The sequence below is a fragment of the Streptomyces sp. NPDC051020 genome (assembly GCF_040683105.1).
Lineage (GTDB): Bacteria > Actinomycetota > Actinomycetes > Streptomycetales > Streptomycetaceae > Streptomyces.
Genome location: NZ_JBFBCG010000009.1, coordinates 76,257 through 89,162, shown reverse-complemented (window position 1 = coordinate 89,162; position 12,906 = coordinate 76,257). Strand labels below are relative to the sequence as shown.

Annotated in this window: 7 protein-coding genes and 1 pseudogene; 6 read left to right on the top strand and 2 right to left on the bottom strand. The window is 67.6% G+C overall.

From position 1 onward, the window contains the following. The 5 genes and pseudogenes from AB0N06_RS07635 to AB0N06_RS07615 all read left to right on the top strand — a co-directional run bounded on the left by AB0N06_RS07635 (window position 1) and on the right by AB0N06_RS07615 (window position 11,032). Window positions 1-2,976: a DEAD/DEAH box helicase gene (locus AB0N06_RS07635; RefSeq protein WP_366133776.1), complete on the top strand. Its 2,976-nt coding sequence runs from the start codon at window positions 1-3 to the stop codon at window positions 2,974-2,976. Next, window positions 2,976-7,073 (top strand): DNA methyltransferase, encoded by a 4,098-nt coding sequence (locus tag AB0N06_RS07630; RefSeq protein WP_366133775.1) that lies wholly within the window; start codon window positions 2,976-2,978, stop codon window positions 7,071-7,073. The genes AB0N06_RS07635 and AB0N06_RS07630 overlap by 1 nt, the downstream gene beginning before the upstream one ends. Before the next feature lie 122 nt (window positions 7,074-7,195). After that, entirely contained in the window at window positions 7,196-9,211 is a 2,016-nt protein-coding gene (locus AB0N06_RS07625) for an AAA family ATPase (RefSeq protein ID WP_366133774.1), read from the top strand. After that, window positions 9,198-9,482: pseudogene (locus tag AB0N06_RS07620) on the top strand (UvrD-helicase domain-containing protein); the annotation flags it as partial. The gene AB0N06_RS07625 and the pseudogene AB0N06_RS07620, both read left to right, overlap by 14 nt. A 59-nt stretch (window positions 9,483-9,541) precedes the next feature. After that, complete coding sequence (locus AB0N06_RS07615) at window positions 9,542-11,032, top strand: UvrD-helicase domain-containing protein (RefSeq protein ID WP_366133773.1); 1,491 nt, start codon at window positions 9,542-9,544, stop codon at window positions 11,030-11,032. A 91-nt stretch (window positions 11,033-11,123) separates the two neighbouring features. Here the strand turns inward: AB0N06_RS07615 and AB0N06_RS07610 are convergent, their stop codons facing one another. Together AB0N06_RS07610 and AB0N06_RS07605 are read right to left on the bottom strand one after the other, a co-directional pair. Continuing rightward, the gene (locus AB0N06_RS07610; RefSeq protein WP_366133772.1) at window positions 11,124-11,309 is read right to left on the bottom strand and encodes a DUF397 domain-containing protein; all 186 of its coding nucleotides are present in this window, start codon (window positions 11,307-11,309) and stop codon (window positions 11,124-11,126) included. Continuing rightward, a complete protein-coding gene (locus AB0N06_RS07605; protein ID WP_366133771.1) occupies window positions 11,306-12,187 on the bottom strand; it encodes a helix-turn-helix transcriptional regulator in 882 nt (293 codons plus the stop codon). The genes AB0N06_RS07610 and AB0N06_RS07605 overlap by 4 nt, the downstream gene beginning before the upstream one ends. A gap of 170 nt (window positions 12,188-12,357) precedes the next feature. Here AB0N06_RS07605 and AB0N06_RS07600 point away from each other — a divergent pair, with 170 nt between their 5' ends. Beyond that, window positions 12,358-12,798, top strand: coding sequence for an ATP-binding protein (locus AB0N06_RS07600; RefSeq protein ID WP_366133770.1), 441 nt, complete (start codon window positions 12,358-12,360; stop codon window positions 12,796-12,798). Window positions 12,799-12,906: the final 108 nt, after the last annotated feature.

Sequence of the window (12,906 nt, the reverse complement as noted above, 5' to 3'; positions counted from 1 at the left end):
ATGAGCCTCACGTACACAGCCGGCTCGCTGGTCGCCGCCCGTGGCCGGGAATGGGTGGTACTGCCCGAGAGCGCCCCCGACATGCTGGTGCTGCGCCCCCTGGGTGGGAGCGAGGACGACATCGCGGCCGTCTTCCCTTCCTTCGAGGAGGTGCGTCCGGCCGAGTTCGCGCCGCCGAGCCCGGCCGACCTGGGCGACCAGCGGGCCGCCGGTCTGCTGCGCACGGCGCTGCGCATCGGCTTCCGTTCGGGGGCCGGCCCGTTCCGCTCCCTGGCGTCGATCGCCGTGGAACCCCGGGCCTACCAGCTGGTGCCGCTGCTGATGGCGCTGCGGCAGCGCACCGTACGGCTGCTGATCTCGGACGACGTCGGCATCGGCAAGACGATCGAGGCGGGGCTGATCGCCAGGGAACTGCTTGCGCAGGGCGAGGCTTCCCGGCTGGCGGTGCTGTGCTCCCCGTCGCTGGCCGAGCAGTGGCAGGGCGAGCTGCGGGAGAAGTTCGGCATCGACGCCGAACTGGTCCTGGCCTCCACGGTGTCGCGGCTGGAACGCGGACTGGAGCTGGGCCAGTCCCTGTTCGACAAGCACGCGTTCACGATCATCTCGACGGACTTCATCAAGTCGACCCGGCACCGTGAGGACTTCGTACGGCACTGCCCCGACCTGGTGATCGTCGACGAGGCGCACTCCTGCGTGGCCGCCGACGACGCCGCGCAGGGCAGTGGGTCCTCCGCTTCGAACCAGCTCCGCTACGAGTTGCTGCGGAAGGTCTCCGCCGACGCCGACCGCCATCTGCTGCTGCTGACGGCGACCCCGCACTCCGGCAAGGAGTCCGCCTTCCGCAACCTGCTGGGTCTGGTGCGGCCCGAACTGGCGACCCTGGACCTGGAATCCCCGGCGGGGCGGGCGAGGCTCGCCGAGCACTTCGTGGCACGCAAGCGCGCCGACGTCCGCGACTACCTCACCAAGGAGGACGGTCTCGCCGACGACTCACTGGCCGAGCGGACCGCCTTCCCCTCGGACCGCTGGACGAAGGACGAGCCGTACAAGCTGACGCCTGCCTACCGGGCGCTGCTCGACGACGCCATCGCCTACGCGCGGGACCGCGTCGCGGAGGCCGGGGAGCAGGGCAAGCGTGAGGCCCGGATCGCCTGGTGGTCGGTGATCGCGCTGCTGCGCTCGATGGTGTCCTCGCCGGCCGCCGCCGCGCAGACGCTGAAGACCCGCTCCGAGTCCGCCGTTGCCCGTACCGCGCACGAGGCGGACCTGCTGGGTGCCTCGGTGGCCGCCGACTCCGCGGACAACGACCGGCTGGAGGGCATGGACGTCGCACCGGGCGCCGCCGAGTCCGAGGACGCGGGCGCCCGGCTGCTCGAACTCGCCGCGCGGGCGGCGGAGTTGGTCGGACCCGCCGAGGACGCGAAGCTGAAGGCGCTCACCCGGCACCTGAAGGGCCTGATCGCCGAGGGCTACCACCCGATCGTCTTCTGCCGCTACATCCCGACGGCCACGTATCTCGCCGAGCAGCTCGAGGGCAAGCTCGGCAAGAAGACGGAGATCGCCGCCGTGACGGGCACCCTCTCCCCGCAGCAGCGCCTGGAGCGCATCGAGCAGCTCGCCGCAGAGGCCGGAGAGGCCGGCGACCCGGCCGTGCGCCGCGTACTGATCGCCACCGACTGCCTGTCCGAGGGCGTCAACCTCCAGCACCACTTCGACGCGGTCGTCCACTACGACCTGGCGTGGAACCCGACCCGGCACGACCAGCGGGAGGGCCGCGTCGACCGCTACGGCCAGAAGCGCGACCAAGTCCGTGTCATCACCATGTACGGCGAGGACAACGGCATCGACGGCAAGGTCCTGGAGGTGCTGTTCAAGAAGCACCGGCAGATCAAGAAGGACCTGGGCATCTCCGTCTCCGTCCCCGACGAGACCGCGTCCGGCGTCACCGACGCAGTGGTGGAGTGGCTGCTGCTGCACGGACGGCAGGGCAGCCAGGAGAGCCTGTTCGACATGGAGGACGGCTACCAGGAGTCCTTCGAGCGCATCAAGCGTGAGTGGACCTCGGCCGCCGAGCGGGAGAAGACCTCCCGCTCCAAGTACGCCCAGCGCGCGATCCACCCGGAGGAGGTGGCCCGCGAGGTTGCCGCCGTACGGGCCGCGCTCGGCGGTGCGGAGGAGGTCCGCGGCTTCGCCCTGGAGGCCTTGCGCGACCTGGATGCACTGATCCGCGACCCGCGCGAGGGCACCGGTGACTTCACCGCCCAGGCCGGCGGCACCCCGGCGGGCCTGCGGGACGCGCTCGCCGCCACCCTGGGCAACCGGCTCGTCGAGGAGAACCGCGAGATCCCCTTCCGCACCACCCCAGCGATCGCCCGCGGCGAGGCCGCCCTGGTCCGCACCGACCCGGCGATCGGCGCGATCGCCTCGTACGTCCTGGACTCGGCGCTGGACGTGAAGGCGATCGGCCCCCGCCCGGCGCGCCGCTGCGGTGTGGTCACCACGGACGCGGTCACCACCCGCACCACGCTTCTGCTGGTCCGCTACCGCTTCCACCTCACCCTGCCGTCCCGCACCGGCGAACGGCAGGTGGTCGCCGAGGACGCCCGCCTGCTCGCCTACGAGGGGATGCCGTCGCGCGCCCGCTGGCTGGACGACGACGCGGCCGCCGCCCTCCTCGCGGCCCGCGCCGTGGCGAACACCCACGAACAGTCCGCCCGCAACGCCATCTCCCGTGCCCTGGACGGCCTGCCGGACCTCGCCGGACACCTCACCGAGTACGGCACGAGCCTGGCCACCGAACTCGACGCCTCACACCGTCGGGTGCGCAAGGCCAACGAGGAGATCGTCCGCGGCCTGAAGGTCGTCCCGCAGGAGCCTGCCGACGTCCTCGGCGTGTACGTCTACCTGCCGCCCGTCGCCCCCGCCGCAGCCGCTGTTTCTGCCTCTGCCTCTACCGTGTCCGGAGCCGAAGCCTGATGTCCGCCGCCACCCGCACCGCCCTGGCCTTCACCGCCGTCACCACCGTCGGCGGCCTGCTCCCCGCCGACATGCTGCTGCGCATCGCCGAGGCACGGAACCTGCCGGGCACCAGGTCCGCCGACTACGGTCTGCCCGCCTCGGTCCCCGTGCGCGACGAGGCCGAGCGCGCCTGGGAGTACCTCAAGCCGCTCTGGCGCGACCTGCGCACCGCCCTGCCCGCCGACCCCACGACCGGCGCACCGGCCGCGGACCCGACCGGCCGGGCCGGCACCGACTGGCTCGCCCAGCTGTTCCGCAAGCTGGACTTCGGCGCGCTGACGGAGGTCAGCGCGGCGGGCATCCCGGCCGACTCCGACCCGGACAAGCACTTCCCGGTCTCCCACCGCCACGGCTCGGCCCTCGTCCACCAGGTCCCCTGGAACCAGGAGCTCGACAAGCGCCTGACCTTCGGCCAGGTACCGCCGCAGTCCATGCTCCAGGACTGCCTCAACCGCACCGAGGCCCACCTGTGGGCGGTCCTCACCAACGGCCGCTGTGTGCGCCTGCTGCGCGACTCGTCGTCCTTCGCCACCGCCGCGTACGTCGAGTTCGACCTGGAAGCCATCTTCGACGGCGAGCTGTTCAGCGAGTTCGTGCTGCTGTACTGCGTGCTGCACGCGTCCCGGTTCGCGGAGCCGGAGGGGACGGCGGCCTCGGGGTGCTGGCTGGAGAAGTGGCGCGCCGAGGCCGTCAGCTCCGGCGCCCGCGCCCTGGACCAGCTGCGCCTGGGGGTGCAGAACGCCCTCACCGCCCTCGGCACCGGCTTTCTACGCCACCCGGACAACACCCGGCTGCGCGAGGACACCGACCCGAAGGCGCTGCGGGACGCCCTGCTGCGCCTGGTCTACCGCCTGCTGTTCGTCTTCGTCGCCGAGGACCGCGGAGCCCTGCTCGACCCGAAGGCCGACGAGCGGCAGCAGGGGGCGTACGACCGCTACTTCTCCTCGGCCCGGCTGCGTGAGCGCGCCCGCCGCCGCCAGGGCACCGCCCACGGCGACCAGTACGAGGCGCTGCGCATCGTCCTCGACGCCCTCGGCAAGGAGGGTGGCCGCCCCGAACTGGGCCTACCCGGCCTCGGTGGCCTCTTCTCCTCCAAGCCGGCCGATGCCCCGCTGGACGGCCTGAAGCTGTCCAACGAGTCGCTGCTCGCCGCAGTCCGCCACCTCGCCCAGATGCGTGACCCGGGCGCCCGCCGCTGGCGCCCGGTCGACTACCGCCACCTGGACGCCGAGGAACTGGGCTCGGTCTACGAGTCCCTGCTGGAGCTGGAACCCAAGCACTCCGCCACGGACCGCTCCTTCGAGCTGATCGAGGTGGCGGGCAACAGCCGTAAGACGACCGGAAGTTACTACACTCCGTCCTCGCTCATCGAGTGCCTGCTCGACACGACGCTCGACCCGGTGATAGACGACGCGGTCAAGCGCGGTGAACAGCACGCCACGGAGGCCGGCCGCCCCGACCCGACGGACGACATCGTCGAGGAGCTGCTCTCCCTGACGGTCTGCGACCCGGCTTGTGGGTCCGGCCACTTCCTCGTCGCCTCGGCCCGCCGCATCGCCAAGCGCGTGGCATCGGTACGCGAGCGCAACCCGGAGCCGACGGTCGACGCGGTGCGGCACGCCCTGCACGAGGTCGTCGCGCGGTGTGTCTACGGCGTGGACCTCAACCCGATGGCCGTGGAGCTGGCCAAGGTATCGCTCTGGCTGGAGGCGATGGAACCGGGCAAGGCCCTCGGGTTCCTGGACGCGCATGTGAAGCACGGCAACGGCCTGATCGGCGCGACGCCAAAGCTGCTGGCCGACGGCGTCCCGGACGACGCTTTCAAGCCGATCGAGGGCGACGACAAGAAGTACGCGGCTGGCCTCGTCAAGCGCAACAAGATCCAGCGCGGCGGCCAGGACGAACTGCTCTTCGACACGGAGACTCTGCCCGGCAACGACCGTTACGCCGCCGCACTCGCCCGCATCACCGCGGCCCCCTCCGACCTCCTGGAGCAGGTGCGGGCGCAGGAGTCCGCCTACCGTGCCCACACGGAGTCGGGTGCCTACGTCGACGACCTGCACGCCGCCGACGCCTGGTGCGCCGCCTTCGTCTGGCCCAAGCGCGACGGCGCCCCCGAGGCCCCGACGGACCAGGTGTTCCGCGCATTGCGCAGCCGCAACCAGTCCGCGGTGCCGGACATCACCCATGCCGAGATCCGGGAGCTGCGGGAGCAGTACCGCTTCTTCCACTGGCACCTGGAGTTCCCCGAGGTGTTCGCGGTCCCGGAGTCGGGCGCCGGTGTCCAGCCGGGGACGGGGTGGGCCGGCGGGTTCGACGCGGTGGTGGGGAATCCGCCGTGGGACAGCGTCGACTTCCGCGAGCAAGAGTTCTTCGCTCAGCGAGTCCCGGAGATCGCAAACGCAGATCGCGTATCTGAGCGCAAGAAGATGATTGAAGCACTGCGGAAAGACCCAGACCGAGCCGGTCTGTTCATCGACTACGAGGCAGCCCGTCGACAGGTAAACGCGGAGAGTCACTTCCTGCGCACCTCAGGCCACTATCCGCTGACCGGTCAGGGAAACCTTAACCTGTACGCGCTCTTCGCTGAGAACGACCGCGTTCTGACTAGTACACAGGGACGCACAGGTGTAATTGTTCCGACCGGTATCGCGACAGATGCGCGCACCCAGTTCTTCTTCAAGGATCTAGTGGCGAAGAGGTCGCTGGCAGCACTATTTGACTTCGAGAATCGCTCAGGCCTCTTCCCCTCAGTGGACTCGCGCATGAAGTTCGCCGTGCTGTCCCTGACCGGCCGCACGAACCCAGTTCCAGCGGCCCGCTTTGGTTTTTTCCTGCACGATCCATCGGAACTCGCTAGCGCAGACAAGACGTTCAACCTGACACCCGAGGAGATTATCCTTCTCAATCCGAACTCTGGCACATGCCCAACCTTCCAAACTCGACGCGATGCCGAGATTACACTTGCCGTCTATCGAGCTCACCCCATCCTCTCTCCAAACGCAGGGAACTCCAAGCATTCCTGGAATGTGAAATTCTCACAGGGACTCTACAACGTGAGCCACGAGTCTCACCTCCTTCACAGCAAAGAGGAGCTACAGCGAACCGAGTGGTCACTGGAGGGAAATATTTTCCACCTCAGCGGCAAGAAAATGCTCCCAGTATACGAAGCGAAGATGGTGGATTTCTATAATCACAGGGCCGCAGATGTAATCAAAAGCGAATCTGCCGTCAAGCGTCAAAACCAACCGAATCGGCTCGGATTCATGGACCTTGCGGACCCCCATCGCCAGGCCGAACCCATGCATTGGGCATCCGATGGTGACGTCCGGAACAAAACAGAGGGAGCGGAGGAAAATACCCTTCTCGGCGTCTCCTCGCGGCTCTCCAACAGGGGATGGAATCGTGCCTGGATGCTTGGGTGGCGCGACGTGACCAGTTCCACCAACGAAAGAACTATGATCCCTGCTTTCCTTCCGAAGGCTGCGGTAGGACACCAGATCATGCTCGCCTACACAGACGACGCCGATCTACTGGGAGCAGCATGGGGATCTCTCGTATTCGATTACCTGGCCCGCCAAAGCATCGGCGGGATGCATCTAAGTTTCTTCCTAATCAAGCAGCTCCCAGTACCAACCCCCAGTGATCTCCAGCCGCACAGAAGGTTCATCAGCCCTCGGCTTGCCGAACTCGTCTACAACTCACACGAGATGTCTCCATTTGCCAACGATTTGGGCGATTCCGGGGCGCCTTACCACTGGGATCCCGAGCGTCGCGCGGCGATCCGTGTCGAACTCGACGCCTTCTTCTTTCACCTCTACGGCATCGAACGTGACGACGTGTTGTACATTCTCGACACCTTTCCGATCGTCAAGCGCAAGGACGAGGAGAAGTACGGCGAATTCCGCACCAAGAACCTGATCCTCGCCGAGTACGACCGCATGGCCGTAGCCGGCCTGACTCTGGAGACCCCGCTCACCGAGGGCGGGTCCGGTACCTACCGCTCCCCCCTCACCCCGCCCCCCGGCCACGGCCCCCGCCACCCGGCCCCATAACCGAGTAGCCTCGCCCCACCCCGGTCGGTTGCCATCCCCCGCGCGGCAACCGGCCGGCCCCTCCGGCCAAGCCCCACCTGGCACAAGCACGTCTCCACCCTTCACCGCGCCCGGAGAACCCCGTGTACCTGTCCCAGCTCCACCTTCAAGGATTCAGAACCGCCGCCGACACGAAGATCTCGTTCCAGCCAGGCGTCAGTGTCCTGCTCGGTGAGAACAACGCAGGCAAGTCCAACGTCATGGACGCACTTCGCCACCTCACACAGCCCCTCGACCCGCGCGAACGCAGCCTGCACCCCTCCCTCGACGACCTCCACCGCGACGGCTGCACCGCAGAAGGGCACAACCAGAAGTGCCGTACATCCATCGACCTGACTGCCCGCTACTTCTCCCGCAACCCCGCCGATCTCCACCTCTACGCCTCGGCCTTCGCCGACGACCCGGAGAAGCCGTATCCAGACGGGCAGCAACCGCCGCTACCGTCCGCGCCGGGCGATACGCCGAAGGCGATCAGGTACCACCTCAATATCGCCCCGCCCAGCACACCTTTCGGGATGGCCAAGCGCACCTGGACCGCAGGCACCGGCACCACCGCCGACCGCGACCCGGAGCCCGCTGCCCGTGATCGCATTCGCCACGTCTACCTTCCCCCGCTGCGCGATGCCCGCCGCGAGCTTGGTTCCGCCGGTGGCGCCCGTATCCAGCACATCCTTGAACGGCTGCTCAAGGATGACGCCGGCCGGGAGGAATTTCTCTCCGAGGTCGGCGGTGCCTTCAAGCAACTGCGCTCGGCCCAAAAGCCCCTTCAGGCCGCCGTAGAAGCCGTCCAGGGCCGGCTCACGCGCCTGACAGAGGGCGCGCACTCCCAAACGGCCGATCTCGGCTTCGCCGACGCGACCCTCAGCTCCATCGCCCGCAACCTGCGCTTCCTGATGGCCCAGGTGGGACTCGATCCTCGCGACCTCGCCGAGTCCGGCCTCGGGTACGCCAACTTGATGTTCATGGCCACGGTGCTGACTCAGCTGGAAAAGGCCGCGGAAGCCGATCTGACACTGCTCCTCGTCGAGGAGCCCGAGGCTCACCTTCATCCCCAGCTACAGGCGATCCTCCTCGACCATCTGGCCGAAGAGGCACGGAAGAGCCAGGTCCGGGAGGTCGACCCCCATGGATGGCTCGGCCGCATCCAGGTAGTCGTCACCACGCATTCCCCACATGTCGCAACGGCCGTCGACCCGAGCAACGTTGTCGTACTACAACGCCGCACGGTCCAAGCGCCCGCGCCTCCGAAGCCGCAGGACGAAACAATAGGGCAGGCCAACAGCCCCGGCCAGGAGACCGAGGAAGCCAGCGCTTCGCCAGCAGACGCGGCACCTAATCCTTCTCGGCAGTCCTACACGACGACCGCCGTCTCCGTGTGTCGGCTCAACCTGCCCGACTACGACCGGAACAAGATCCGCAACTACCTCAACGCTACCCGCAACGTCATGCTCTTCGGGCAACGCGTCCTCCTCATCGAGGGCATCGCCGAGTCAGTCGTCCTCCCTGCTTTCGCCCGTACGATCTTCGCCGACTCCCCGGCGCGACTCCAGCGCTTCCATGGAACGGCGCTAATACCCATTGATGGCGTCGACTTCCTTCCTTATATGCGGCTCCTCCTTGCCACCGATCCCGACACGGGCAGACGCATCGCACGTCGTGTGGCAGTCATCACCGACGGCGACGCCGGGAAAGATCACCGACAGCAGCTCGCCGAAACCCGCATTTCCGAGATCGAGCAGCAGATCGTGAGCTCCGGCTCCAGCCGCGCGGCCCGCCTCTTCAGTAACGAGTTCACGCTCGAATCTGAGCTCCTGAAAGCCAGTGGAGTCAACCGGAACCTGCTGCTTCAGGCGTGGCAGAAACAGCGCCCGAAGGCCTGGAAGGCCGACTGGGAAGCCATCGGCGATGGCATCCCCAGCGAACAGGCCCGGGCTATTTCCCTCCTCCTTGACTCCAAGAAGATCCGCAAGGGCGATCTCGCCCAGGACTTCCTCTCCGGGGCCGAACAGCCCTTCACAAGGAACTCCTTCGCCGTGCCCGACTACCTGACTGACGCACTGAACTGGGTGACCGAAGAACTTCCCGATGACCATGCCTGAAGCCCTCACCTCTCCTTCCCCGGCGCCCTACCTCCCCGCCGAGCTTGACCTGGAGTCGCTCCGCGAGGCTGCCCGCGCGGCCCAAAGTGCTCTCGTCGCCCTTCCTTGTGAGCCAGGACGCATCGTCCGTGTCGAGGCCTGCCCCGGGGCCGGGAAGACGCAAACGATCATTGATCGCCACCTAAACCGCCCACTCGCCCCGCGTCAGGGCAGGGCCGTGGTCTCCTTCACCAAGGCCGCAGCCGCCGAGGTGGCCCAGCGCTGCGTTCGCGAAGGCCGCCCCGAACTTGCCACGTACCCGCACTTCATCGGGACGTTCGACAGTTTCGTGTGGACCCATGTAGTACGCCCACACATCAAGCCCCGGCCCGGGCGGCATGGCGGAGGCTGGAGTCCTGGAACGATCACCCCAAGGCACGTCAGGAAGGCGTCAGCCTGGAAGATTTCCATTTCGCGCTAAATTTGAAACAAGGGGTTCGGATAGCAAATCCGCAGTGGAAGAAGCCTCCCTATTGGCTGAACCGCGACCCGGACAGAGCACAGAGGGCCCTTTACAAGGCAGGGCAACGCATCTCCGAACTCTGGGCCGAAGGCTTCATGGCAGGCGAGCAACTCCGCGACATCGCCCTCTACATGCTCACCAGCGAAGAGCGAGGCCCTGGCATAGCCGCCCTCCTGGCCTCGCGCTTCACCGAGGTCATCGTTGACGAGTCCCAGGACCTTTCGTCCGAGGACCGGAGCATTCTCCGCCTACTGTCCGGCCGGGGCGTCCCCTTGCTCACCGTCGGAGACCCCGATCAGCGCATCTACGGGTTCCGTGAGGCCCCTGCCACCACTGCCTCTCCCATGGCGAGCACCCAGGCGTCGGCCCCCGACCTCCGGCTCGGCCATAACTGGCGGAGTACACAGATCATTTGCGATCTTGCGCAGACTCTGCGGCCTTCGGGAACTCCCGCAGACATCGCCGTAGGTGACCACCGCAGAGAGGACACCCCGGTTCTCCTCCTGGGAACTTCAGGCTCGAAGCTCGCAAAGGCACTCCTTCCGTTCGAGGAGGAAGCGGACCGTCTGGGGATACGCGACCCCGCCCAGCGCATGGTCCTCGCCTACCAACGCGCGACCCTCGCGTCAGCGTTCACCAAGGTGAAGGAGGAGCCGCCATCGGCACAACTGGGCGCGCTCGTATGGGCCACCGCGATATTGCGCAGCCCAGGGGTCGAGCGGAAACAGCGCGAGTCGGCGGAGAAGATCTTCAGCGAGACAATCCGGCGCCACTGGCTGGGAGACGTGGACGTTCCGGAAGCTGAACACCTGGAACGGCACGGACTTACCACCTTGGAACTTCGGACGGCGTCCCGGCTTCTCCTCCACACGCTCCCTTCACTGGACGAGCCGGCGGGCGAATGGAGCCGGGAATCCTTCCGAGCCCTGTCAGTCCTCCCGATGGGGCATGTCCGCACGGCAGTCGCGAAGAGGTCGTTCCCATGCGACCAGGCCAAGAAAGCGAAGCCCGCATTCGGCCTCGTCGGGTCTGCTGCCCAGGAACGTAACCAGGCGCGCACGTCGTGCAGCAACACGATCCACGGAGTGAAGGGCGAGCAGTTCGATGCCGTCCTCGTCCACGCACCGGACGGCCTGATCGGGACATGGGCCTCCGGGCAGCGCACAAGTATCGAGGACGAAGCGGCAGAGGGCTTGCGCGTCTACTACGTGGCAGCCACTCGCGCCCGTCGGCTCCTTGCCTTCGCCGTCGATCAGGATCAGATCCCGGATCTGCGAAAGTATCTGACGGCTCAAAATGTTCCGGTTGAGGTGCCGTGACCAGCCCCCTATCTCTGCCCCTGTACGGCCGGGTCAGGCACGCAAGGCAAACTCCGCCTCACCTTCGGCATGATCCGGCCTCACACACAGATCAGCAGCCGGACGCGAAGTCCACGAACCGCCCCCACCCTTCACGGCCCACCACGAAGGCGGGCCGCCCCACGTCCTTGGAGTCCCTTACGTGGATGGCCTGCTCGGTGACGGCGACCTCCACGCAGTCGTCGCCCGAGCTACCGCTGTAGCTCGACTTGAACCAGGCGAGTTCCGTCATGCTCATGTCTCTCCTCGCAGTCGCTCCAGCAAGGCCCGGGAATCTTTGGGGTGCAGGGCCTGCGACCGCAGTGTGTCATAGCGCTGCTGGAGGACTCTCACCTCTTTCGAGTCACCAATCAGCCGCCCGCTCTCCTGGCCCTCCGAGTATGCGAGTCGACGCCCTTCCGGGGTCTCCAGCAGGCGCAAGGGCCCATCCATGCACGAGTGATACTCGGCTTCCAACGGCATGATCTGCAACGTCAGATTGCGAGGCAATGTGTGCTCCAGAACGTAGCCCAGCTGCTCACGCCACACCTCGGCACCGCCCAGCCGTCGCCGCAGGACCGCTTCCTCAACGATGAAGTGGAACGGAACTGTCGGACGCTCAGACAGCATCCGCTGCCGCTCCATCCTCGCCGCAACCTGAGCCTCCAACTGCTCATCCGTCAGCAGCGGAATGCGGTTCTCGAAGAGTGCCCGCGCATACGCCTCCGACTGCAACAGCCCCGGCACCAGCCGGCACTCGTACGTGCACAGGCTCACCGCCTCCCGTTCCAGCCGCGCCCACCGCCGGAACCACGCCGCGAGTCCCGCCTCGCCCCGGGTGAGATGCCGGGCGGCCTTCCGCAGCGCACCGGTGTTGCCGGTCGCCTCCTCCGCGTGCTCCACGAACGCCTCGTCCGCCATCCGGCGCCCCAACTCCACCGACTCCACGGTGTGTTTCGAGTACTGGACCCGGGCGCCGAACTCGGTCCGGCTGAGACCCGCGTGTTCGCGCAGCGCCTGGACGACCGCGCCGAACGTGCGCAGACTGTCGGACGGATGAGGCTCCCGCTCCCAGTCCCCCGCCGGAACCCCCTGCGCGCCGCCGCCCCCGGCCGCCTCACCCACACCGATGCCCATCCGCCCCCGCCTCTCCGCACCGCACCACGACGACTCCTGACACCGCCCGGGCTCACCACTCAGCGTGACGGAACAGACACCGTACTGTCCACTCTTCGTGCCCGTACTCTGACTCCGCGTACGGGGTGCGGTTCTAGCTCCCAGGCGCATCCGGCCGTCACTCTGGCGCCATGACCCACGCACTGCCCCAAGTCGACCGCCTCTCCCGCACCTTCACCCAGCTCCTGTCGTCCACACGGCGCGGCGCCCGGCTGGCCAGGCTGCTCGCCGTGATCGAACTGCGGACCTGGGGTGTCCCGCAGGACCTCACGGAGCGTGCCGAACTCGTGGTCGCGGAGCTCGCGGCCAACGCCGTCCTCCACGGCCTCGTACCGGGTCGCTGCTTCCGGCTCACCCTCGTCTTCGACCCGGCGGCCGGCCGCATCACCGTCGAGGTCACCGACGCCCGCGGGGAGTTGTACCCGCAGGACCCTCCGGCGGACGCCGAACCCGAGGCGCTACGCCCCGGCGGGCGCGGCCTGCTGCTCGTCGCCGCCCTCGCCGACCACTGGGCTGCCGTCCCCCACCCGCCCGGCGGCAAGACCGTCCGGGCCGAGCTGTCGACTCCTTGACCAGCGGGTGTTCGTCGCCGTACACGCCGCCGCCCTCGACGTTCAGGACAGTCACGAGCCGGTCAACGCTGCGGCTGCCATCGTGCTGCCGGACGCTGTGGGGAGCGC